19 protein-coding genes are annotated in these 22,359 nt (G+C 65.5%); 6 read left to right on the top strand and 13 right to left on the bottom strand.

Features of this window, described 5'->3' with window-relative positions; all coding sequences use genetic code 11:
* Nucleotides 1-184: 184 nt before the first annotated feature.
* The 8 genes from ACSHT2_RS20215 to ubiE form a co-directional block, all read right to left on the bottom strand.
* Entirely contained in the window at nt 185-907 is a 723-nt protein-coding gene (locus tag ACSHT2_RS20215; protein ID WP_440636061.1) for a nucleotidyltransferase family protein, read from the bottom strand.
* A 118-nt stretch (nt 908-1,025) separates the two neighbouring features.
* A complete protein-coding gene (locus ACSHT2_RS20210; protein ID WP_440636060.1) occupies nt 1,026-1,343 on the bottom strand; it encodes a PilZ domain-containing protein in 318 nt (105 codons plus the stop codon).
* Nucleotides 1,344-1,431: 88 nt separating this feature from the next.
* Nucleotides 1,432-2,988: a tRNA (adenosine(37)-N6)-threonylcarbamoyltransferase complex ATPase subunit type 1 TsaE gene (tsaE, locus tag ACSHT2_RS20205; RefSeq protein WP_440636059.1), complete on the bottom strand. Its 1,557-nt coding sequence runs from the start codon at nt 2,986-2,988 to the stop codon at nt 1,432-1,434.
* A complete protein-coding gene (locus ACSHT2_RS20200; RefSeq protein WP_440636057.1) occupies nt 2,985-5,489 on the bottom strand; it encodes an ATP-binding protein in 2,505 nt (834 codons plus the stop codon). Before ACSHT2_RS20200 ends, tsaE begins: the two co-directional genes overlap by 4 nt.
* A gap of 266 nt (nt 5,490-5,755) precedes the next feature.
* Nucleotides 5,756-6,214, bottom strand: coding sequence for a dUTP diphosphatase (dut, locus tag ACSHT2_RS20195; RefSeq protein ID WP_440636055.1), 459 nt, complete (start codon nt 6,212-6,214; stop codon nt 5,756-5,758).
* Nucleotides 6,211-7,662: a bifunctional phosphopantothenoylcysteine decarboxylase/phosphopantothenate--cysteine ligase CoaBC gene (gene coaBC / locus ACSHT2_RS20190; protein WP_440636054.1), complete on the bottom strand. Its 1,452-nt coding sequence runs from the start codon at nt 7,660-7,662 to the stop codon at nt 6,211-6,213. Before coaBC ends, dut begins: the two co-directional genes overlap by 4 nt.
* Before the next feature lie 57 nt (nt 7,663-7,719).
* Nucleotides 7,720-9,294: a 2-polyprenylphenol 6-hydroxylase gene (gene ubiB / locus ACSHT2_RS20185; protein WP_440636052.1), complete on the bottom strand. Its 1,575-nt coding sequence runs from the start codon at nt 9,292-9,294 to the stop codon at nt 7,720-7,722.
* The gene (ubiE, locus tag ACSHT2_RS20180; RefSeq protein ID WP_440636051.1) at nt 9,291-10,052 is read right to left on the bottom strand and encodes a bifunctional demethylmenaquinone methyltransferase/2-methoxy-6-polyprenyl-1,4-benzoquinol methylase UbiE; all 762 of its coding nucleotides are present in this window, start codon (nt 10,050-10,052) and stop codon (nt 9,291-9,293) included. The genes ubiB and ubiE overlap by 4 nt, the downstream gene beginning before the upstream one ends.
* A gap of 81 nt (nt 10,053-10,133) precedes the next feature.
* Between ubiE and mutM the strand changes: the two genes are divergently transcribed.
* Complete coding sequence (gene mutM / locus ACSHT2_RS20175; protein ID WP_440636049.1) at nt 10,134-11,015, top strand: bifunctional DNA-formamidopyrimidine glycosylase/DNA-(apurinic or apyrimidinic site) lyase; 882 nt, start codon at nt 10,134-10,136, stop codon at nt 11,013-11,015.
* A 161-nt stretch (nt 11,016-11,176) separates the two neighbouring features.
* Here mutM and ACSHT2_RS20170 read toward each other — a convergent pair whose 3' ends face one another.
* Entirely contained in the window at nt 11,177-11,920 is a 744-nt protein-coding gene (locus ACSHT2_RS20170) for a nucleotide-binding protein (RefSeq protein ID WP_440636048.1), read from the bottom strand.
* Nucleotides 11,921-12,156: 236 nt separating this feature from the next.
* Between ACSHT2_RS20170 and ggt the strand changes: the two genes are divergently transcribed.
* A complete protein-coding gene (gene ggt / locus ACSHT2_RS20165; protein WP_440636047.1) occupies nt 12,157-13,836 on the top strand; it encodes a gamma-glutamyltransferase in 1,680 nt (559 codons plus the stop codon).
* 386 nt (nt 13,837-14,222) lie between these two features.
* Entirely contained in the window at nt 14,223-15,191 is a 969-nt protein-coding gene (locus ACSHT2_RS20160) for a sensor histidine kinase (protein WP_440636046.1), read from the top strand.
* Between the two features lie 64 nt (nt 15,192-15,255).
* Here ACSHT2_RS20160 and ACSHT2_RS20155 read toward each other — a convergent pair whose 3' ends face one another.
* A complete protein-coding gene (locus tag ACSHT2_RS20155; RefSeq protein WP_440636044.1) occupies nt 15,256-16,614 on the bottom strand; it encodes a serine protease in 1,359 nt (452 codons plus the stop codon).
* Nucleotides 16,615-16,845: 231 nt separating this feature from the next.
* Here ACSHT2_RS20155 and ACSHT2_RS20150 point away from each other — a divergent pair, with 231 nt between their 5' ends.
* Nucleotides 16,846-17,649, top strand: coding sequence for a HesA/MoeB/ThiF family protein (locus ACSHT2_RS20150; protein WP_440636042.1), 804 nt, complete (start codon nt 16,846-16,848; stop codon nt 17,647-17,649).
* A gap of 9 nt (nt 17,650-17,658) precedes the next feature.
* Here the strand turns inward: ACSHT2_RS20150 and ACSHT2_RS20145 are convergent, their stop codons facing one another.
* Complete coding sequence (locus tag ACSHT2_RS20145; protein WP_440636040.1) at nt 17,659-18,666, bottom strand: aldo/keto reductase; 1,008 nt, start codon at nt 18,664-18,666, stop codon at nt 17,659-17,661.
* A 118-nt stretch (nt 18,667-18,784) separates the two neighbouring features.
* On the opposite strand from ACSHT2_RS20145, the gene ACSHT2_RS20140 reads away from it, so the two are divergent.
* Nucleotides 18,785-19,696: a LysR family transcriptional regulator gene (locus ACSHT2_RS20140; RefSeq protein ID WP_440636038.1), complete on the top strand. Its 912-nt coding sequence runs from the start codon at nt 18,785-18,787 to the stop codon at nt 19,694-19,696.
* Nucleotides 19,697-19,699: 3 nt separating this feature from the next.
* Here ACSHT2_RS20140 and ACSHT2_RS20135 read toward each other — a convergent pair whose 3' ends face one another.
* Nucleotides 19,700-20,701: a 2-hydroxyacid dehydrogenase gene (locus ACSHT2_RS20135; RefSeq protein ID WP_440636037.1), complete on the bottom strand. Its 1,002-nt coding sequence runs from the start codon at nt 20,699-20,701 to the stop codon at nt 19,700-19,702.
* A gap of 324 nt (nt 20,702-21,025) precedes the next feature.
* Here ACSHT2_RS20135 and ACSHT2_RS20130 point away from each other — a divergent pair, with 324 nt between their 5' ends.
* Nucleotides 21,026-21,556, top strand: coding sequence for an SH3 domain-containing protein (locus ACSHT2_RS20130; RefSeq protein WP_440636036.1), 531 nt, complete (start codon nt 21,026-21,028; stop codon nt 21,554-21,556).
* A gap of 156 nt (nt 21,557-21,712) precedes the next feature.
* Here ACSHT2_RS20130 and irrA read toward each other — a convergent pair whose 3' ends face one another.
* A complete protein-coding gene (irrA, locus tag ACSHT2_RS20125; RefSeq protein WP_440636034.1) occupies nt 21,713-22,204 on the bottom strand; it encodes an iron response transcriptional regulator IrrA in 492 nt (163 codons plus the stop codon).
* Nucleotides 22,205-22,359: the final 155 nt, after the last annotated feature.

Below are 22,359 nucleotides of genomic sequence, written 5' to 3'. Positions count from 1 at the left end.
AATATAGGGAGGCAGCGTCAAATGGTCATGCGTTGGTGCGGGGTCTTCCCCGCTGTTCGCCAGGCTGGACAGGTGTCATCATCCGCGAAGGCGGATGATCCAGTATTCCAGAGGCGATGGAGGTTGACCCGAGAGGCCGCGGCGTACTGGATGCCCCGCCTTCGCGGGGCATGACAGCATGGCCCTACGCCACGCTCTCCAGAAACGCCTCTTCCGCGGCGTGCACGGCATCCGGCGTGCCGACATGCATCCAGACACCGTCGAGCCGCAGGCCGAACAGCCGTTCCTGCTCGTTGGCGCGATCGAACATTCTGGTCAAAGAGAACTCACCCTTCGGCGCGTCGGCGAAGATCGACGGCGACATGATCGCGGCGCCGGCATAGACGAACGGAACGACCTCTTTTTCCTTGCGCTTGCGCAGGGCGCCGTCGGGCAGCATGCCGTAATCGCCGCGGCCGCCATAGCCGATGCTGGTCGCGGTCGGCGCCATCAGCAGCAGGATATCCATGCGTGCCGGGTCGAAATTTTCAGCGAGCCGCGTCAGGTTCGAGCGCACACCGTCGATCCACAGCGTGTCGGAATTGACGTGGAAGAACGGCGCGTCGCCGAGCAGCGGCAGTGCCTTGACCACGCCGCCGCCGGTGCCGAGCACCTGGTCGCGCTCGTCAGAGATGGTCACGCGCGGATGCTGGCGCGAAGCGACGTGATTGATGATCTGGTCGGGCAGGTAATGCACGTTGACCACCGCCTCGGTCACGCCGGCCTGGCCGAGCTTGTCGAGCACGTGGTCGAGCAGCGGCTGGCCGGCCACCGGCACCATCGGCTTCGGCATCTTGTCCGTCAGCGGACGCATGCGCAGGCCAAACCCTGCGGCGAGCACCATGGCTTTGGTCGGTTTGGCGGGCATCCTTCGCTTTCTCAGACCATTCGCATTCGCAGCAATGCTACCACGAGGCTCGATCAGCCGCATCGCATCTCGACCGCCTTAACCACCCGCCGTGACGGTTGTACGACGGGTGTTGCCGTCACGCCCCAATGGTCGCGGAACGCGCCCTTTTCTTCTTGTCACCGAGCTTGAGGAAATTGACGCCGATCTGGTCGCCATTGACCCAGGCAAGTTCGCAACGCCGGTACGCCAGCCCGGTGGACGACAGCAGGAGAAAGAATTCCTTCAGATGGAGCCCTTCCACCGAGCCGTCGATGGTCAGCTTGGCGCCGCTCTCGGAGACGTCCTCCATGGTGCAGTCGCGCCGCCAGGTGCCGTCGATTCCCATCACCTGGGCCGGAAGCCCGCGTTCGAAAACAACCCGGCCGTTGCCGCGCTGGTCCGTCTGTACCGCCATCTGTCCTGCTCCAGCCCCGTAATCATCCGGCTGTCTCGCTGCCAGAATACCGACCTCTTGGCTAACGGCCGGTAAATCGGGCCCCAAATCAGGCTTGAGACGCCCCTTGGAGCGGTTCTTGGGACGGTTCTTGGGGCGGCGGGACGTTGGCGAGATACCAGTTGCGCAAGGCGCCGAGTGCGGGGTGCGCCAGCGAGCGCTGGAGATAGGTCCAGATCCGCGGCTGGTGGCGCAGATAATGCGGCTTGCCGTCACGGCGGTTGAGGCGGGCGAAGGTGCCGAGCAGGCGCGTGTTCCGCTGCGCCGACATGATGGCGTAGAGCTCGGCAAAGCCGGCCGCATCGAAGCTCGTGTCCTGCGCGCGCCGCGCCTTGATGTAGCGCGACAGCAGCGTCAGCTCGATGTTCTCGGGCACGTCGATGCGGGCGTCCTGGAGCAGCGACACCACGTCGTAGGATTGCGGCCCCAGTACGGTGTCCTGGAAGTCGATCACGCCGACGCGCGCGATGCCCGTGCGGTCCGCAAGCCAAATCAGGTTTGGCGAATGATAATCGCGGATGATCCACGTCTTCGGCGCGGCCAGCGGCTTCTTCAGCAGCTCGCGCCACATCGCGAAGAATTCCGCTCGCTTGTCGTCGTTCAAGGGCGCGTTGCGATCGGGCAGGTACCATTCCGGCATCAATCCGATTTCGATCAGCATCGCCTCAACGTCGAAGACGGGGATCTCGTAGGTTTTCCTGTCCAGCGGCAGCGTCTCCGGCAGCGCCTTGCCATGCAGCATCGCCAGCGCGTCCGTGGCGGCTTCGTAGCGCTCGGCAATCGGCCGTGGCGGATCGCCCTCGATCACGCCTTCGCTGCCAAAGTCCTCGGTAATCAGGAAGCCATGATCGAGATCGGAGTGATGGATCGCGGGCGCGGAGATTCCCTGCGCGCGCAGGCCTTCGGCGATCGCGACGAAGGGTTTGACGTTCTCCGCGAGATGCACCGCGGCGCTGTAGGACTTTCCGTTGTAGAGAGCCGCGCCGTCCGGCCGCTGCGGAAAGTTCATGAGGATGACGATGCCGTCGTCGCGCAGCAGTCGCGCATAGGAGCGGGTCGAAGCATCGCCGGCCATGCGCTTGCGCGTCGCATCCATGTAACCGGATGCGTCGAGGAATTCCCGCAGCGCTTTCAGCCGTGCGACTTGCGCGGCGCCCTTGCCATGGCCGGTGACGTCGGCGGCGCGTGCGTTCGATCCCAGCGCCGGCCGGTGCGTCAGCGCGATGTCGATGCGGTCTTCAGGCATTGCCGACGGAGCGCGTTCGGGCCATTCGATCAGGACGAGCGTGGCATCCGGAAGCGGCGACAGCCCGATCTCCTCGAGCTCGCTCTCGTCCTCGACGCGGTAGAGATCGGCATGCACCACCGGGAACGGCGGCAGCTCGTAGCCCTGCACCAGCGTGAAGGTCGGGCTCGGCACCTCCAGCGTCTCGTCGCCGGCGAGGTAGCGGATCAGGCTGCGTGCTGCCGCAGTCTTGCCGGCACCGAGATCGCCGGTGAGGGTGATGACGTCACCGGGGCCGACCAGCAGCGCGAGGTCGGCCATCAGTTGCGCAGTGGCCGTCTCGTTGTGGAGCGCGACGGAGAATGTGGTTGGTTCCGTCATTCGGCGGCGTCGCGATGCGCCGCCTGGTCGGTCGGGAAATCACAGATCACGACCGTGCCCCGGCCGACGATCGAATCCACCCGCACCTTGCCGCCATGCAGCTCGACGAAGGAGCGCACCAGCGACAGGCCGAGGCCGGCGCCGCGGTGACGCGAGCCCTGTGAGCGGCTTTCGAACCAGTTGAACACCTTGTCCTTCATGTCGGCAGGTATTCCAGGTCCCGAATCTGTCACGGTGAAGACCACGCTGCGTTCGGTACGCCGTGCGCTGATCCCGACGGTGGAATCCTGTGGAGAAAACCCGACGGCGTTGGCCAGGAGGTTATAGAGCACCTGCACCACGCGCTTCTCGTCGCCGGTGAAGTTGCCGACATCCGGCGCGATCTCGACCTTGAGGCGGATGCGGTCGGTGGCGAGCCGGTCCTGGATGCCCTCGGCGGCGAGCTCGATGGCCTTGCTGACGTCGACTTGCCCGAGTTCCAGCTTCATCGCGCCGGCGTCGATCGTGGCGAGATCCAGGATGTTGTTGGTGAGCGCGAGCAGCGCGTTGGTCGATTTGGTGACGTAGTCGAGATATTCGGCCTGCTTCGGCGTCAGCGGCCCGGTCGAGGGATCGCTGAGGAAATGCGCAAAGCCGATGATGGTGGTGAGCGGCGAGCGCAGCTCGTAGGAGACGTGGTGGACGAAATCCACCTTCATCTGGTCGGCGGCCTCCAGCGCCTCGTTGCGCTCGCGCAGCGCGCGCTCGACATTCTCGGTATCGGTGATGTCCTGGAACGTCAGCATGGTGGCGCCGTCGGGCAGCGGCCGGATCATGCCGTCGAGCACGCTGCCGTCCTTGCGCTCCAGCTTCAGCGGCACGTCGGCGCGGTTCTCGATCGAGGTGATGGCCTCGCGGATCTGGCGCCAGACCACGGGATCGTCGTAGAGCTGATGGCACCAGCCTTCCACCGTCTGGATGTGCGGCTCGTCGCGCATGGCATCGCTGGAGAGCTTCCACATCCGGACGAAGGCCGGATTGAACAGCTGCGCCTTGCCGTTGCTGCCGAACACCGCGACGCCCTCGGCGAGGCTGTCCAGCGTCTCGCGCTGAACGCGGATCAGGCCGTCGAAGCGGCGGGCGAGGTCGAGGCTTTCGGTGACGTCGTCGAACAGGTAAGTGACGCCACCCTCGGGGTTCGGCGTGGTGACGACCGAGAGCGCGCGGCCGTCAGGCAGGAACCAGGTGTCCTTGGCGGTCTCGACCGCGCGATAGGCTTCGTGCAGCTTGGCTTTCCAGGCGCGGAAATCCGGCTGCTCCGGCAGCTTGCGCGCGGCGCGAAGCTGGTCGAGCACGCTGGATTCGTCAGGGTTGGCGTCGAGGAAGGTGCGGTCGAGGTCCCACAGCCGCCGATAGGAATCGTTGTAGAAGGCGAGGCGGCGCTGGCCGTCGAACACGGCAACCCCGGAGGAGAGCTGGTCGAGCGTGCGGCGGTGCGCCTCTGCCATTCGCACCAGCGCCGACCTCAGCGCATCCGCCTCGCTGGCATCGATCGCGACGCCGACGCTGCCGCCGCCCACATTGATGGCGCGCACGTCGTACATGCGCCGCTCGCCGCCGATCACGATCGGCAGCCGCGAACTGAAATTAGTCGCGTCCTTCAGTCCCCGTTCCATCGCGGTGCGGTTGGCACTGTCGAGCAGCTCGAGCTTGCGCTCCTGGGCGTCGGTGACACTGTTGGCCTCGGTGGCGCGCACATAGGCCGGATTGGCGTAGGTCAGCGCCCCGTTCTCGCCCTTGGCCCAGATCGGCCAGGGTGCGGCGGCGGCAAGGCCGCGCAGCATCTCGGTCTCGTCGGAGAGCGCCTTGTAGCGCAGATTGGTCTCGGCCAGATCGCGGCGCAGTCCCGAGAGCTCGCGAATCCGGACTATGGCCTGGCCGCCGATGGCGCGGCCGATCGCTTCCAGCGTATGGCCGTGCGCAGTGGTCAACGTCAGCTGGAACCCGTCGCCGCGATCGCGCAGGGCGTCGACCGCATGGTCCATCTGGAGCGCGGGCTCCGGGGGCAGCCAGGTTCCGAACGCCAGCACGCGCTGCGGGGAGGAGTCGCGCGGCAGCACCATGGAGATGTCGCCGGAAATCTGAACGCGGTTATCGCCGGCCGGCCAGGAGATCAGGATTTGCGGTTCGGCGAACAGCAGCGCGCCGAAGCGGTCGGCCTGGAGCTGAAGTTCCCCGATCCGTGCGCGCAGCCGCGCCTCGTTCTTCACCAGGCGCACCCGCGTGCGCATCAACAGGATCGCGGCCACGACCGAGAAGCCGAGCAAAGCCAGCGCGGTGGCGAGCACCGCGAGTTCCTGCCGGTTGAAATCCAGCAGGTTGGAGAGAGTGTCGATGAGATCGGCGGCCCTGGCCGGGGCAGCCGGCAGCAGCGCCGCAAGAGCGCTCCCAATCAAGCCGCTGCGCGCCAGCGACGTGCACGACAGCAGCGTCCGACGCATCGACACGATCACGCCTGACATACCTGCCCCAAGACCGCACGAATTTGCGCGCGGCGACCCCCGTCGCGCGCGAATCAAAAGACAATACCCCCACCGTGACTCCGCCGGTAAGAGTCCAGATCGTGAACGCAAAGGCGGCCAGACAAAAATGCCGTGCGCGCGGTTCCGGGGTCACGTGGTTCCTCGCGATGATTCGGCTGGGATTGCCGTGCGTTAGCGCGTCAGGCGAATTTTCCTGCCGCGATGAACATGTGCTCCCTCTCCCGCAAGCATGCGGGAGAGGTCAACTAGCGGCCGGTCGAGCCGAAGCCGCCGGCGCCGCGATCGGTCGCCGACAAGGTCGCCACCGGAACCAGCGCAGCCTGCACCACGGGCGCGATCACCATCTGGGCGATGCGCTCGCCGCGCTTGACCACGAACGGCGCCGCGCCGTGGTTGATCAGGATCACCTTGATCTCGCCGCGATAGTCCGCGTCGATCGTGCCCGGCGAGTTCAGCACGGTGACGCCGTGCTTGGCCGCAAGCCCCGAGCGCGGCCGCACCTGCGCCTCGTGCCCGGCGGGCAGCGCGATCGCAAGGCCCGTCGGCACCAGCGCATATTGGCCGGGCGCGAGCGTCATCGGCTCGTTGTCCGGAACGGCTGCCATCAGGTCGAGGCCGGCGGCCTCCGCCGTCTGATAGGCCGGCAACGGCAGGCCGTCGGCATGGGCGAGGCGTTGCAGTTCGACCGTGACCTTCGTGCTCAAGGTGCCGTCTCCAGGGATTTGTCGGTCGCGTGTCTGGCAATGTGTGCGACCAGTTCGATGGCGACCTGTTCCTTGGTCATCACCGGCCAGGAATCAACTGCAATCTCGCCGTCCTTGGCACCGTTCTTGCGGCTGAGGAGGTGGACGGTGTTGCGGTCGCCGCCCATCACGCCGGTGGCCGGCGACACGTCGTTGGCGACGATCCAGTCGCAGCCCTTGCGCGCGAGTTTTGCTTTGGCGTTGTCGATGAGATGTTCGGTTTCGGCGGCAAAGCCGATGACTAGCGGCGGGCGCTTGTCGGTCAGCTTCGAGATCGTGGCGAGAATGTCGGGATTCTCGACCAGTTGAAGCGGCGGCATGCCGGCCGAGGTTTTCTTCAGCTTCTGCTCGCCTTCGTTGGCGACGCGCCAGTCGGCGACCGCGGCAGCGAAGATCGCGATATCGGCGGGAAGCGCGGCCTGCACCTGCTCCAGCATCTGCCGCGCCGATTCGACGTGCTTCACCGTCACTCCGGGTGGATCGTCGAGGTCGACCGGGCCGCTCACCAGGATCACCTCGGCGCCCGCGGCCTGCGCGGCAGCGGCGATGGCAAAGCCCTGCTTGCCGGAGGAGCGGTTGGCGATGTAGCGCACGGGGTCGATCGGCTCGTGCGTGGGACCTGCGGTGATCAGCACGCGCTTGCCGGCGAGCGGCCGCGGCACTGGCGGCCGCAGCAGCCGTTCGGCGGCATTGGCGATCTCGATGGCTTCCGACATGCGACCGATTCCGGCTTCACCCGCTTCGGCCATTTCGCCCGAGTTCGGGCCGATCAGCACCGCGCCGTCGCGCTGGAGCGAGGCAACGTTGCGGCGTGTCGCCGCGTTGCTCCACATCAGCGGGTTCATCGCCGGCGCCAGCAGCACCTTGCGGTTGGTGGCGAGCAGGATGGCGCTGGCGAGATCATCGGCATGACCGTTCGCCATCTTCGCCATCAGGTCGGCGGTCGCTGGCGCCACCACGATCAGGTCGCAGTCGCGCGCGAGGCGAATATGACCGGCGTCGAACTCGCTCTGAGAGTCGAACAGGTCGGTATAGACGCGCTCATGTGAAAGCGCGCTGACGGCGAGCGGTGTGACGAATTGCTGCGCCGCCTTGGTCAGCACGCAGCGGACCTCGATGCGGCGCTCCTTGAGCCTTCGGATCAGGTCGAGCGACTTGTAGGCCGCGATGCCGCCCCCGATGATCAGGGTAACGCTGGCCTCGGGGAGGGCGCCGGTGCGCTGCGACGCCGGGACGGCGGAGGGCGCAGGCGGCACCGCAAACGGCGTCAGCGGCTCCTCGCGGCCCTCGATCAGCTCCCGCAGGATGACCCGGACCTCCTCCTCGACCGACCTGCGGTTCCTGGCCGAGCGCAGCCGCAGATAGGTTTTGACGGCATCGTCGAGCTTGCGGATGGTCAGGCTTGCCATGACGCCCCTCCAACACGGAATGATAGCGATGCTATCACTCGCGTGATTGCAGTGCAATCATAGATTCCGGACGGCGATCAGGATGCCGATGAAGGTCGCGGCGATGATCCACAGCGCCACGGTGCGCCAGCGGTTCTTGCGGCCTTCGCTGCGCCCCATGGCCACGATGCTCTCCGGCGACAGCTTTATGCCCTCGCGGGTCATGGTCTCGAGCTGCTCGAGGACCTTCACTGATCGCTCCGCGATCTCCGGCAGGCGCATCAGCACGCGCGCGATATCGCCGGTCCCGGCGAGCGCACCCTGCACCCGGCCGATAGGGCCGAGATTGCGCTCGATCCATTCGCGCACCACGGGGTCGGCGATCTTCCAGATGTCGAGCTTGGGATCGAAGCCGCGGGCCACGCCCTCGACCACCACCATGGTCTTCTGCAGCAGGATCAGCTCCGGCCGCGTCGTCATGTCGAACAGGCCGGTGACCTCGAGCAGCAGCGTCAGCAGCCGCGCCATCGAGATCTCCTCGGCGGTGCGGTTGTGGATCGGCTCGCCGATGGCGCGGATGGCTTGGGCGAAATTCTCGACCGAATGGTGCGCGGGCACATAGCCCGCCTCGAAATGCACCTCCGCCACGCGGCGATAGTCACGCGTGATGAAGCCGAGCAGGATCTCGGCCAGGAAGCGCCGCTCCCTCATCCCGAGCCGGCCCATGATGCCGAAATCGACCGCGACCAGGCGGCCGGCGTCATCCAGGAACAGATTGCCCGGATGCATGTCGGCGTGGAAGAAGCCGTCGCGCAGCGCGTGCCGCAGGAAGCTCTGGATCACCTTGCGGCCGAGGTCGGGCAGATCGACCTGCGACTCAGCAAGGCGCTTGTGGTCGTTCAGCGCGATGCCGTCGATCCACTCCATCGTCAGCACGTTGTGCGTGGTGCGGTCCCAATCGACGGTCGGCACGCGAAAATCGGGATCGTCGCGTGTGTTCTCCGCCATCTCGGACAGCGCAGCCGCCTCCAGCCGCAGGTCCATCTCCATCGCGACCGAGCGCGACATGGTGTTGATGACCTCGATCAGGCGCAGGCGCCGCGCCTCGGCCGAGTAGGCCTCGGCCTTGTCCGCGACGAAGAAGAAATCCGAAAGGTCGCGGCGGAAGCGCGCGGCGACGTTGGGCCGCAGTATCTTCACGGCGACCGACTTGCGGATACCGTTGCGCAACACCTCGCCGCGATGCACCTGCGCGATCGAGGCGGCCGCGACCGGCGGGCCGAAGCTCGCGAAAATGTCCTTCAACGGCCGCTCCAGCGACGTCACGATGGCGGCCTCGGCCTCGGCCTGCGGAAACGGCGGCAGGCGGTCCTGGAGGCTTTCGAGGTCGCGCGCCATGATGACGCCGACCACGTCGGGACGCGTGGCCAGGAATTGTCCGAGCTTGAGATAGGCCGGGCCCATCCGCGTCAGCGCACGCGCAATCCGCGGGCCGTGCTTGGTGCCGCGGCGTTCGACGAGGCGCGCCAGCTTCAGCGCGAGCTGTCCCGGGGGCGGCACCAGGCTCGGATCGACCGAGCCGAACACGCCCTCACGCGCGAACACGAACGCAGCGCGGATCAGGCGCGCAATGTGGGTGAAGGCAGAGATCACAAACGCCAGCCCGAATGCAGTGCCACGATGCCGCCGGAGAGTGTCTGCCAGCTGACGCGGGAAAAGCCGGCCTCGCGGATCATGTCGGCGAAGGCGGCAGGCTTCGGAAACTTGCGGATCGATTCGACGAGATATTGGTAGGATTCGGCGTCGCCCGTGACCATGCGGCCGAGCGGCGGGATCACCTTGAACGAGAACAGATCATAGAGCTTGTCGAGGCCGGGCATCTCGACGGTGGAGAACTCCAGGCAGAGGAAGCGGCTGCCGGGCTTGAGCACGCGATAGGCCTCGCGCAGCGCCAGGTCGATCTGCGGCACGTTGCGAATGCCGAAAGCGATCGTATATGCGTCGAAGCTGCGATCGGCGAAGGCGAGCGCTTCGGCATTGCCTTCGACGAAATCGACCCGGGTGTCGAGATGCCGCTTGGCGGCGCGTTCGCGGCCCACGGCCAGCATGTCGGTGTTGATGTCGCAGACGGTGGCATGGAAACCCGCACCCGCGGCCTTGGCGGCGCGGAACGCGATGTCGCCGGTGCCACCGGCAACGTCGAGCAGCGCGAACGGCCGGTCGCCCCTGGGCGGGTCGAGCGCCGTGATCATGATGTCCTTCCAGACCCGGTGCAGGCCGCCGGACATCAGGTCGTTCATCAAGTCATAGCGCGACGCCACGCTGTGAAACACATCGTTCACCAGCGTCTGCTTGTCCCCCAGGGGAACGTCCTTGAAGCCAAAATGCGTGGTTTCGCCCGGCCGATCCATTACTCTACTCCACGAGGCGGACCATAGCGCGCCCGCCGCAATGGCGCTATCACACCGCCCTCATAAGGTGAATGCCTGACCATGCCTGAATTGCCAGAAGTCGAGACCGTCCGCCGCGGGCTTCAGCCGGTGATGGAGGGCGCGAAAATCCTTGTCGCGGAGGCCCGCCGGCCGGACTTGCGCTTCCCGTTCCAGCCGGACTTCGTGGCCCGGCTCAAGGGCCAGGTCGTCACGGGCCTCGGCCGCCGTGCAAAATATCTCATGGCCGATCTCGCCTCCGGCGACGTTCTGCTGATGCATCTCGGCATGTCGGGCTCGTTCCGTGTCATCAAGCCGGGCAACGACACTCAGCCCGGCGAGTTTCATTATCCGCGGGCCAAGGATTCCACGCACGACCACGTGATGTTTCGGATGTCCTCCGGCGCCGACATCGTGTTCAACGATCCGCGCCGCTTCGGCTACATGAAGGTGATCGCGCGCAATGCGCTCGAAGACGAGCCGCTGCTCCGCGGGCTCGGACCCGAGCCGCTCGGCAACGAATTCGACGCCGCGATGCTGGCGCGCTCCTGCGCCGGCAAGACCACGAGCCTGAAGGCTGCGCTGCTCGACCAGCGCGTCGTGGCAGGGCTCGGCAACATCTATGTCTGCGAGGCGCTGCATCGCTCGCATCTGTCGCCGCGTCGGATCGCCGCGACCTTGTCGACGAAGAAGGGCGAGCCAGCGGACCATGCCAAGCGATTGGTCGGCGCGATTCACACCGTATTGAACGATGCGATCAAGGCCGGCGGCTCCAGCCTGCGCGACCATCGTCAGACGTCAGGCGAACTCGGCTACTTCCAGCACTCGTTCAAGGTCTACGACCGCGAAGGCGAGAAATGCACGACGCCGCGCTGCGGTGGCACGGTGAAGCGCTTCACGCAGAACGGCCGGTCGACCTTCTGGTGTCCGAAATGTCAGAAGTGACGTTGTCACCGCAGATGAGCGCAAAGCCGCAGCAGGAACTACTCCTCCATTGCGAGCACAGCGAAGCAATCCGACCGGCCTGATGGCCGGATTGCTTCGGCGTTTGGACGCTTTCTCCGGATGGCGATGAAGCCCGTCTGGCGGCTGAGCGATCGCTCCGCTCAGGACGCCAATGTGGTGGTCTCGTCCGCGGCAAGGCCAGCGGCGACGTGCAACATGCCGTCGGCGGCCGACATCACCTGGTCAATCAGGACATTGGTCGGGCCTTCGAGCTCCAGCCGGGTCTCGATCCAGCGCCAGAGGCCGCGGATTTCGTCCGCCGACTTGCCGTTCGGCGCAAATTCGCTCACGGCAAGACCATTCGCCAGCGCGTCCTGATGATCGTTGCGCATTGCGATCAGCGGACGTGCGAGCACGTCAGCGAGGTCGAGCGCGGCTTCCTCGGCGAGGGTGCTGGCGGCGTTGTCGATGCGCTGGCGACGGATCGGCGTCTGGTTCAGCACGAAGCTGTACGGCCGCTTCCAGGCGCGTGCGACGCTGAGCGTCGAGGCGGTCGCCTCGATGTCGGCGACGCTCGGGCGGGCCGGGATCAGGCAGAGGTCGGAATGGCGGATCGCGGCGGTGGTCGCGGCGCTGAGACCGGCCGCGGTGTCGACGATCGCGAGCTGGAGGCCGCTGTCGGCGAGCATCTTCAGGCGCGGCTCGATGTCGGCGGCGTGATAGACCGGTTCGACGACGAGATCGTCCGTGGTGCGGCGGCGTTGCCAGTTGGACAGGGTGCCCTGCGGGTCGGTCTCGATCAGGCGAACGGTGAAGCCGGCCTGCTTGGCCGCCAGTGCGAGGCCGGCGGCGAGGGTGCTCTTGCCACTGCCGCCCTTTTGGGTGGCCAGTACGATCGTGTGCATTGAAGTTCTATCCTTTGGAGTGTTGGGTCAGGAATGCGCCACGCGAACGTGCATCGCTTCGCGATGCTGAGCTCTTCTCGCTCAGGACGTGCCGGCCCGATCCAAAGGGGGATCGCGGAGGTCCGAATCAACAATTGTGATGGTGGCAGAATTGGGAATGTCAGCTAATCCGTACCAATACTGGACCCGTAGTCGTGCGTATGATGTGCTCGCCGCCGTAAACAAGGACGAGCGGCATGAGCGGAAACTGGCGCGATCGGACGGTAACGACCTTTGAATGCCAGAAGATGCCGGCGGTCTCGAGCCGTGGCATGGTGGTCAGCAACCACCCGCTCGCCTCCAGCGCCGGTGCCGAGATGCTGGCGGCCGGCGGCAACGCCATCGATGCTGCGATCGCGACCCTGTTCACACTGACGGTGGTCGAGCCGATGATGGTCGGCATCATCGGCGGCGGCATGGCGCATGTCCGTCTCGCCGATGGGAGTCACCGTTTCATCGACGGCCAGAGCACCGTGCCCGCCACGGTACGCGACACGACCTACACGTCCAAGCCTGGCTCGGCTCATGACGTGTTCGACACCGTCGGAGACGAGAACCTGAACGGCTCGAAGGCGGTCGCGGTGCCGGGCGCGCTGAAGGCCTGGTGCGAGACGCTGCGCCGGTTCGGCACTATGAGCCTCGCCGACGTCATGCAACCCGCGATCAAGCACGCCTCGCGTGGCTATGCAGTGACGCCTTACTTGCACGAATGCATCAGCGAGAGCGCCGCCGAGATGCGCAAGGACAGGCCGATCGCGGCCATTTTTCTGCCGGATGGCGAGCCCCTCAAAGTCGGCGAGCGCGTGGTGCAAGCCCAATATGCGGACACGCTGCAGTACATCGCCGATCACGGCGAGGCCGCGCTCTACGAGGGGCCGCTGGGAGACATCCTCGTCGACTACATGGAGAAGACCGGCGGCTTCATCCGCCGCAACGATCTCATCAGTTACAAGACCGTCGAGCGGCAGCCAATCCGCGCCGACTATCGTGGCTGGACGATCTTTGGTCCGCCGCCGCCCGCCGCCTCAGGCGTGCACATCGCGCAGATGCTGAACATCCTGGAGGGCTACGATATCGGCGGCCTCGGCTTCGGCACGCCCGAGACCATCCATTATCTCGCCGAGGTCCTGAAGATCGCTTTCGCCGACCGCGCCGCAGCCAGCGGCGACCCCGACTATGTCGGTGTCCCCGTGGAGAAGCTGACTTCGAAGGCCTATGCCGAGGAACGCCGCCGCGCCATCGATTCAGGTCGGGCGCAAGCCTGGGGCGCCGGCGTCTCGCAGCTCGAAGGCGCTGACACCACGCACATGACCGCGGCAGACGCGTTCGGCAATGTGGTCGCGACCACGCAGACCATCAACAATCTGTTCGGCGCCAAGATCATGATCCCGGGGCTGGGCGCCATCGCCAACAACTATATGAACCTGTTCGACCCGCGTCCGGGCCATGCGCTGTCGCTGGCGCCGGGTAAGCGCGTGACGACATCGATGTCGCCGGTGATGGCGCTCAATGGCGGCAAGCTGCGCTATGCGCTCGGCCTACCCGGAGGAAAACGCATCTTCCCGAGCGCGATGCAGGCGCTGGTCAATTTGATCGACCACGGCATGAGCCTGCAGGAGGCGGTCGAGGCACCGCGGGTGTGGACCGAGGGCAATGCGCTCGAGGTCGAGCAGACCGTGCCGGAGAGCGTCCGCGTGAAACTTGCCGACATGGGCCACCGGGTCCAGCCTGTCGCGACGGTCGCCGGCGGCATGAACGGCATCGCCTTCCACGACGATGGAACCATGAGCGGCGCCGCCTGTTGGCGCGCGGACGGCACGCCGGTCGGAATTTCGGGCGGGCTTGCGCGGAGCGGCATCAGGTTCAGGTTGGGCTAACCGAGCAGTCACGAGGACGGTGCGCTCGGACGTCGGATGCAATTGACGTCGTCAATCGCCCGCGGGGTCGCGACCATGAAGGCAACGGTTGGCCGTTTTCGAGCCGCCGCGCATTTTTCGAATAATTGCGTCTGCCGGTGCAAGGTCGCTGTCGCATATGCAGCCCGATCCACCGCGGATGACGACATGAGCCCGGCAATGTATGCTGCGGAAGGCTGGCAGGGGGCGTCGATCAACGTCTCAGTAAGGCTGTGCGTATGGGCAGGGATATAGGCAGCGACTTCTTGGCCGGCGGAGGCGAGTTGGGCGCTTTGACGCGAGCGTTTGACTGGTCGAGCACATCCCTGGGCCCTCCCGAAACCTGGCCCCAAAGTCTTCGAGTTACGGTGCGGCTCGTTCTGACCTCGCGGCACCCGATGTTCATCTGGTGGGGGCCGGAACTCATCCAGTTCTACAACGATGCATATCGCGAGACGATGGGGCCGGAAAGGCACCCAAGCGCTCTGGGGGCCCGCGGCCGCGAGTGTTGGGCTGAGATCTGGGACATCATTGGTCCTCAGATCGAGTACGTCATGTCCGGCAAGGGAGCGACCTGGAATGAGGACCAGCTGGTGCCGGTCACTCGTCACGGGCGTCGCGAGGACGTTTGGTGGACGTATAGCTTTGGCCCAATTGATCTTGAAGGCAAGGTGGGCGGCGTGCTTGTCGTCTGCAGGGATGTCACGTCCGAGCATATGGCGAGGGAAGGGCTGAACCTCATCAACGAGGAGCTGAAGCACCGCGTCAAAAATACGCTTGCAGTGTTGAGCGCGGTAGCCGCCCAGACCTTTCGCGACCCGACGAGCAAGGCGGCTCTCGAAAAGTACCAGGCACGGCTGGGCGCCTTTGGACGCGCGCAGGACCTGCTGACCGCGTCAAATTGGGCGGCCGCGCCGCTCCACGATGTGATCCGCACCGCTCTTGCACCTTACCGGACAGGCGAAGGCCGCTTTACGGTCTCGGGTCCTCCACTCGTCGTGAAATCTCGGCAGGCGCTTGCTCTGTCCTTGGCGCTCCATGAGCTTGCGACCAACGCTTTGAAGTATGGCGCTCTGACCGTAGCGGGAGGCCGCGTGTCAATCACATGGACGGTCGAGCATCAGGATGGCGGGTCAAAGTTTGTTTTCGTCTGGGAGGAGATTGACGGTCCGTCCGTGTCGAAACCCGTCGGCGTAGGTTTTGGCTCCAGGCTTATTGCCCGGGTGTTGGAAGACGATTTCAGCGGTTCCGTTGACGTTTCGTATGGCTCGGCCGGATTTATATGCCGTCTGACGGCCCCCCTCGAAAATCTCGAACCTTCGCCAAAAAGCAAGTGAAAGCTTTCATGAGGTGCGTGGCTCGACAAAGGCCTTGCGTGCCACGCCGCGTCCGGATACGCGCCTACTTCCTCACGCAGATCACGCGGACGACGGCGGCCTTTGCATCCGTCGACGTGCCGTTTGGGGTGACGGCGTTCGCCTTGAGAAAATTGTGCAGGGTCTCCGCCGAGACCATGAAGGCCTGCGACGCCGGTATCGACGTCGCGGGGCCCGCGACCATCGCCGGTTTCAGCAGCACGATGCCCGCGAACTTGCCGTCGGCGTCGATGGCCGGGCTGCCGGAGAATCCGACCGCGGGCGAAGGCGACAGCGCGAAATTGCTGCTTGTCGCCGGCGTCAGCGCAGCCTTGACGCTCGACACGCCGGCCGCGCCGCCCTGGCTCTGCGGATCGGCGATGCCGACGATGTCGACATTCGCCTTCGCTGCGCCGCCGGCGAGGCTGAGCGGCTTCAGGGCGCGGGCGCCGTAGATGTGCAGGAGCGCGAGATCATGCTCCTTGTCCTCGGCGAGGCGGTCGGCGTTGCCATGACCGGCGATCGTGATCGCGAGGCAGCCATCGGTGACGAGGCGGTCGGTGACGATCGCACCGTCGTCGCTGACGACGATGCCGGTGCCATATTCGACGGTCTTGCGCGGCGGCGGCCCGGCTTGCGGTCCGGACGGAAATGCATCGAATGCGCTCGACATCGCGATCACCACCGGCTCGACCGTGTTCTCGGTCGCCTGGTCGTAGAGGATCGTCATGGTGCGGACCTCGTCGCCCTTGAAGGTGCCACGCACGTAAAATTTCTTCAGGCCCTGCAATCCCGACAGCACGAAGAAGTCGGGCTTCACCACGGTGTAATCGACCTTGCGCCCGGACGGCTCCTTCTCCAGGTCGGCGAGCTTTGCCGAGGTCGGGTTCACCTCCTTGCGCCGGCTGAGCAGCACCTGCACGGTTCCGGTCGGGGAGGTCCATTTCGAGCCGTTGGCGTCGCTTGCCTGCTGCGGCACCAGCCTGGTGGGAATGCCGAGCCGGGCGCCGCTGGTCGGCTCCGTCACGATCTTCCAGCCAACGCTGTCCTGCTTCTTTCGCGCCGCCTCGGCGAGCGCGGCGCGCTCCTGCGGATTGAGCACGCCGGTCGGCTTGCCGCCCTTGGCCTTCTGGTACTCCTTGATGGCGTTGACCATGCGCTCGCTGACGTCGCCGGTGATGGCGCCGTTATATTGGCCGACCCAGGCGAGGTCGGACTGGAGCGACAGCCGCTGCGCTTTTGCCATGGCATCGGCCGTCGCCGACGGCGTCTGCATTGCGGGAGGCCGGACCGGAACGGTCTGAACCGTCTTCGGGTTGGTGCCGGGGACCCGTGGCGCCGTCATCTGGGCGTGCGCGCCTGTTGCGGCCGCGAACATCAGTGTTGCCGCAAGCATCGATCTCATGACAAATCCAGCCAGCCCATTGAACGCCATGCCATTGAAGCACATCTCGTTGGTCGCGAACAATGTTGGGCTGGTTCAGGTTTGACAGGAGCCACGAACCCAAGTCCTCATCCTGAGGAGCGGCCTCGAGGCCGCGTCTCGAAGGATGGCCACGGGCGAGATCGGGGCCTTCATGGTTCGAGACGCGCGTTCCGCGCTCCTCACCATGAGGAGTGAGAGGAATGTAGGACGATGCTGAGCACGGACGAACTCGAACGCTATGCCCGCCACATCGTGCTGCGCGATGTCGGCGGGCCGGGCCAGGCTGCGCTGAAGCGGGCCTCCGTGCTGGTGATCGGCGCCGGCGGGCTCGGCGCGCCCGCGCTGATGTATCTGGCTGCCGCCGGCATCGGCACGCTCGGCGTGGTCGACGACGACGTCGTGTCGTTGTCCAATCTGCAGCGCCAAGTCATCCACACCACGCCCGACATCGGCCGCCACAAGGTCGAGAGCGCGGCAGAGCGGATCTCGGCGCTCAATCCGCATGTCCGCTTCGTCGGTCATGCCACCTGGCTCAACGCCGACAATGCGCTCAGCCTGATCGGCGGCTACGACCTCGTGCTCGACGGCTCCGACAATTTCTCGACGCGCTATCTCGTCTCCGACGCCTGCTTCTTCGCGAAGCGGCCGTTGATCACGGCGGCGCTCGGGACCTTCGACGGCTCGCTCACCACCATCCGCGCGCATGAGACGAATGAGCAGGGCGAATTCAATCCGACCTATCGCTGCCTGTTTCCCGAGGCGCCGCCGCCCGGCACGGTGCCCGCCTGTGCGGAGGCCGGCGTCATGGGGGCGCTGGCAGGCGTGCTCGGTTCGATGATGGCGCTGGAGGCGATCCGCGAGATCGTTGGCTTCGGCGACGGCCTCGTCGGCCGCCTCCTGATGATCGATGCACGCGCGATGCGCTTCGAGACGCTGCGCTACGGGCGCGATCCCGCCAATCCGCTCAACGGCGACGGGCCTGTGATCAGCGATCTCGGCGCCCATCGCACCTGATTGCCGTCGTTACCTCGTGGCCGGCTTCTCGCTGTCGAGATGCGCCATCTGCTCGGCCGTGTAACGCGTGCCGGCAGCGACATCGGGCGGGAAGGCTTTTGCCAGCGCTGCGAGATGCGTTTGCGTCAGCGTCACCCTGGTTGCGCCGAGCGCTTCGTCGAGACGGTTGCGGGTACGGGCGCCGACCAGTGGCACGATCTCCCGGCCCTGCGCCGCCACCCAGGCGATCGCGACTTGCGCCGGCGTTGCGCCGACTTCATTCGCGACCGCGCGTAGAGAATCCACCAGCGCGAGATTGGCGTCGAGGTTCGCGCCCTGGAAGCGCGGCGTCATCAGCCGGTAGTCCTTGCCGGTCTTGCCCGAATCCTTCGACCAGTGACCGCTGATCAGGCCGCGCGCCAGGACACCATAGGCGGTGATACCGATGCCGAGTTCGCGGCAGGTCTTGAGGATGTCGCGTTCGATGCCGCGCTCGATCAGCGAATATTCGACCTGGAGATCTGCGATCGGATGCACGGCATGCGCGCGGCGGATGGTGTCGGAGCCGACCTCGGACAGGCCGATATGCCTGACGTAGCCGGCCTTCACGAGATCGGCGAGGCCGCCGATGGTGTCTTCGATGGGAACGTTCGGATCGAGGCGCGCCGGACGATAGATGTCCACATAGTCGGTGCCGAGCCGCTGGAGCGAATAGGCGAGGAAATTCCTGGTTGCGGCCGGCCGGCAGTCCATGCCGGTGAAATCGCCGGCGGGGCCGCGTAGCGCGCCGAACTTGACGCTGATCTGCACCTTTTCGCGTGAGACGTTCTTGAGCGCCTCACGGATCAGCATCTCGTTATGGCCCATGGCGTAGAAATCGCCGGTGTCGAGCAGCGTGATGCCGGCATCGAGCGCCGCATGGATGGTGGCGATGCTCTCGCCGCGATCGGAAGGACCATAGGCGTCCGACATGGCCATGCAGCCGAGACCGAGGCTTGAGACGGTGGGGCCGGTTGAACCGAGTGTGCGTTGTTCCATGATGGCTTCCTCGAAAGGCGGCAAGCTGATTGCGCCGCGTGACGAGGCTGGATATGCGTCTGCTCGATTGGGCCGATAAGATGGACAATCCAGAATGGCTTGTTCACATTGGTGAACAATGGCCGAGCCTGACCTGCGCGATCTCGATATCTTCGTGGCGGTCGCCCGCACCCGCAATTTCCGGCGTGCGGCGGTCGAAATTCGCGTGTCCGTGTCGAGCCTTAGCCAGCGACTCCGAGGTCTGGAGGAGCGCCTCGGCGTCCGCCTGGTGAACCGCACCACTCGCAGCGTCGCCCTGACCGAGGCGGGCGAATTGCTGCTGTCGCGCGTTGCGCCGGCGTTGCGCGATGTCGGCGATGCCCTGGATCAGGTCCGCGGTCTGCGCGAGGTCGCCTCGGGCCGCCTGCGCATCAACGCACCGCCGCCGGCGGTCGATCTGGTGCTGGCGCCGATGGTCGGGTCGTTTCTCGCGGCGCATCCGCAGGTCGATCTCGACATCGTCTCCGAAAGCGGCTTCGTCGACATCGTCGGCGCCGGCTTTGATGCCGGCGTGCGCTATGGCGAACACCTCGCGCAGGACATGGTGGCGATTCCGCTGAGCGGTCCGCAGCACTATGCCGTCGTCGCCTCGCCTGCTTACCTCGCGCGCCGCGGCAAACCGAAGCATCCGAAGGATCTTCTCGATCATGACTGCATCCGCGCCCGCTACTCCAGCGGCGTCATGCACGATTGGGAGTTCGAGAAGAACGGCCAGATCGTGAAGGTCGATCCGCCGGCCAAGCTGATCTCGACCAATATGGGCCTTGCCATGCGCGCCGCGCTCGACGGCGCCGGCATATGGGCGACGCTCGACGGCTATGTCGGCGATGCCGTGAAATCGGGAACGCTCGTCAGGCTGATGGAAGATTGGTGCGAGCCGTTTCCCGGACCGTTCCTGTACTATCCGAGTCGACGCCAGGTGCCGCCTGCGCTTCGTGCGTTCATCGATTTCGTCGCGGACTGGCGCAAGCGCGAAGGGCGCAGGACGTAAACCTCAGAGCATGCTCGGCAGCACGCGGTCCGGCGGCTTGTGGGCGTCGAGGAAGGTGCGGATGTTGATGATCACCTTCTCGCCCATCTCGACGCGGCCCTCGATCGTGGCCGAGCCCATATGCGGCAACAGCGTCACCTTGCCGGCCCTGGCGAGCCGCACCAGCTTCGGGTTGACCGCGGGCTCGTGCTCGTAGACGTCGAGGCCGGCGCCGGCAATCTCGCCGCCTTCGATCAACTTGATCAGCGTGTCCTCGTCGGTCACCTCGCCGCGCGCGGTGTTGACGATGTAGGCGTCCTTGCGGATCAGCTTCAGCCGCCGCGCCGAGAGCAGATGATAGGTCGCCGGCGTGTGCGGACAGTTCACCGAGATGATGTCCATCCGCGCCAGCATCTGGTCGAGGCTTTCCCAATAGGTCGCGCCAAGCTCTTCGGCGATGACAGGAGCGACGGGACGGCGGTTGTGATAGTGGATCTGAAGGCCGAAAGCGCGCGCGCGGCGCGCCACCGCCTGGCCGATGCGGCCCATGCCGATGATGCCCAGACGCTTGCCGCCGATGCGGTGGCCGAGCATCCACGTCGGCGACCAGCCCGCCCAGGGCTTTCCTTCGGTCAGGATCGAGGCGCCTTCGATCATCCGCCTGGGCACTGCGAGGATCAGCGCCATGGTCATGTCCGCGGTGTCTTCGGTCAGAACCTTCGGCGTATTGGTGACGGTGATGCCGCGGGCATGGGCGGCCACGACGTCGATATTGTCGACGCCATTGCCGAAATTGGCGATCAGGCGGAGCTTGCAGTCGGGCTGGTTCACGATATCGGCGCTGATGTGATCGGTCACGGTCGGAACCAGCACGTCGGCGGTGCGCGCAGCTTCCGCGATCTGCTCGGCCGACATCGGCGCGTCCTCGAGATTGATCCGCGCGTCGAACAGCTCGCGCATTCGCGTTTCGATCGAATCCGGCAGCTTGCGCGTCACCACGACGAGGGGCTTTTTCTTCACCGACATGTCCTGCTCTCATGAGGCGTCGCGGGCCGCCTCTGTCGCCAAAGGCAGGTCGTTGAGGCCTCATTAACCCGGTTGTTCGACACTGCCCTTGCCGTGTCCGTCCCCGGCGCTTCCTCCAAGCTCTCCCGACATTTCCGGCCGGAAAATCGGGGCAAACTGGTTGTTCAAGTGCCCGTCCTCTCTAGCAGAAGGCCGGGCCAAGACAAGAACCACGGGCCAAGGGTTGGAACCCGCGTGGGGCGGGGAGAAGGGGCAGACGCGGCAGGGTTTTGGAGTTCGGGGTGAGGATCCGGTTTGGCCGGGTCTTCGACAGGAGACGGGTTGATGGCGTTGGGGCGTTTTTGTTCGGTGATGGCGCTCGTTTGCACCTGGTTGAGCGCCTCGGTCGGCCCCTCGCATTCGGCGAAGGATAATGGCCCGCAGACCGCCAGCGGTTTGCCCGTGCCGCGCTATGTCAGCCTCAAATCGGATCACGTGAATGTCCGCGCCGGCCCGACCAAGGACAACGACGTGGCCTGGGTCTACACCCGCGCCGGCCTGCCGGTCGAAATTACCGCCGAGTTCGAGAACTGGCGCCGGGTGCGCGATTCCGAGGGCGCCGAGGGCTGGGTCTATCACTCGCTCCTGTCAGGTCGCCGCACCGCCGTCGTCACCATGAAGCACAAGGACGACCTCGCTCCGATCTATGATCGGCCCGATCCCGACAGCGCGGTTGCAGCAAAGCTCCAGGCCGGCGTCGTCACGCAGGTGAAGAAGTGCGCCGCAAGCTGGTGCCGCGTCATCGGCAACGGCTTCGACGGCTGGATCCAGCAGGAGCGCCTCTGGGGCGTCTACTCGGACGAGCAGGTGAACTGACGCCGTAGGCAGAAGCGCAAGCTGCTGCCCCAGCCGTCATGCCCGGGCTTGACTAGGCTCGACCGGGCATCCACGCGCTTCTCGCCTGGTCCCAAAACGTCGATGGCCGGGACAAGCCCCGGCCATGACGATCAAATCAGCAATGTCGGGAATGCTTCAGCGCTTCTTGCGCAGGCGCACGACCATGTCGATGCGCGCGATCTCATAACCTTCGGGCACCTCCGGCATCTTGGACAGCACCAGATGCGGGTCCTCGATATCGACCAGCTCGTGGCTGTTCTCGAGGTAGTAGTGATGGTGGGTGGTGACGTTGGTGTCGAAATAGGTCTTGGTGCCGTCGACACTGACCTGGCGGAGCAGGCCGGCATCGGTGAGCTGGTTCAGCGTGTTGTAGACGGTCGCCAGCGACACCGGGACCTTGGCCAGCGTGGCTTCCTCGTAGAGCATTTCAGCCGTGAGGTGACGTGCACCCTTGCCGAACAGCAGCCAGCCGAGCGCCATGCGCTGGCGCGTCGGACGGAGCCCCGCGGACTGGAGCATTTCGTTGACGTCGTGCCACGGGCAGCCGGTCAGGGCCGGCTGGCGGCCGGACAGGAGGGCCGCAGCATGGGCGTCATCGTCGTGATGGGACGCGGTATTCTCGGTCATTTCCAGATTTCGGGCACGCGTGAACAATATCTCTCCGTAACATAAGAAGAGAAAGATGCAGATGCAAGTTTCTCGCAACTAGAGACGTTCTAATCAGGCTTGGAACCGGTGGTGGAGCGCGTCATTTTACCTTCATGGATGCGCTTTGCCACCCG

It is taken from the genome of Bradyrhizobium sp. PUT101 (genome assembly GCF_052043945.1).
In the GTDB taxonomy this organism is placed as follows: Bacteria; Pseudomonadota; Alphaproteobacteria; order Rhizobiales; family Xanthobacteraceae; genus Bradyrhizobium.
This window is presented reverse-complemented; position numbering and strand designations above follow the sequence as displayed.

What these genes read in the sequence shown, in the direction of transcription:
- ACSHT2_RS20215 (WP_440636061.1), bottom strand. Translation starts at nt 907, where the DNA reads ATGCCCGCCAAACCGACCAAAGCCATGGTGCTCGCCGCAGGGTTTGGC.
- ACSHT2_RS20210 (WP_440636060.1), bottom strand. Translation starts at nt 1,343, where the DNA reads ATGGCGGTACAGACGGACCAGCGCGGCAACGGCCGGGTTGTTTTCGAA.
- tsaE (WP_440636059.1), bottom strand. Translation starts at nt 2,988, where the DNA reads ATGACGGAACCAACCACATTCTCCGTCGCGCTCCACAACGAGACGGCC.
- ACSHT2_RS20200 (WP_440636057.1), bottom strand. Translation starts at nt 5,489, where the DNA reads ATGTCAGGCGTGATCGTGTCGATGCGTCGGACGCTGCTGTCGTGCACG.
- coaBC (WP_440636054.1), bottom strand. Translation starts at nt 7,662, where the DNA reads ATGGCAAGCCTGACCATCCGCAAGCTCGACGATGCCGTCAAAACCTAT.
- ubiE (WP_440636051.1), bottom strand. Translation starts at nt 10,052, where the DNA reads ATGGATCGGCCGGGCGAAACCACGCATTTTGGCTTCAAGGACGTTCCC.
- mutM (WP_440636049.1), top strand. Translation starts at nt 10,134, where the DNA reads ATGCCTGAATTGCCAGAAGTCGAGACCGTCCGCCGCGGGCTTCAGCCG.
- ACSHT2_RS20170 (WP_440636048.1), bottom strand. Translation starts at nt 11,920, where the DNA reads ATGCACACGATCGTACTGGCCACCCAAAAGGGCGGCAGTGGCAAGAGC.
- ggt (WP_440636047.1), top strand. Translation starts at nt 12,157, where the DNA reads ATGAGCGGAAACTGGCGCGATCGGACGGTAACGACCTTTGAATGCCAG.
- ACSHT2_RS20155 (WP_440636044.1), bottom strand. Translation starts at nt 16,614, where the DNA reads ATGAGATCGATGCTTGCGGCAACACTGATGTTCGCGGCCGCAACAGGC.
- ACSHT2_RS20150 (WP_440636042.1), top strand. Translation starts at nt 16,846, where the DNA reads ATGCTGAGCACGGACGAACTCGAACGCTATGCCCGCCACATCGTGCTG.
- ACSHT2_RS20145 (WP_440636040.1), bottom strand. Translation starts at nt 18,666, where the DNA reads ATGGAACAACGCACACTCGGTTCAACCGGCCCCACCGTCTCAAGCCTC.
- ACSHT2_RS20140 (WP_440636038.1), top strand. Translation starts at nt 18,785, where the DNA reads ATGGCCGAGCCTGACCTGCGCGATCTCGATATCTTCGTGGCGGTCGCC.
- ACSHT2_RS20135 (WP_440636037.1), bottom strand. Translation starts at nt 20,701, where the DNA reads ATGTCGGTGAAGAAAAAGCCCCTCGTCGTGGTGACGCGCAAGCTGCCG.
- ACSHT2_RS20130 (WP_440636036.1), top strand. Translation starts at nt 21,026, where the DNA reads ATGGCGTTGGGGCGTTTTTGTTCGGTGATGGCGCTCGTTTGCACCTGG.
- irrA (WP_440636034.1), bottom strand. Translation starts at nt 22,204, where the DNA reads ATGACCGAGAATACCGCGTCCCATCACGACGATGACGCCCATGCTGCG.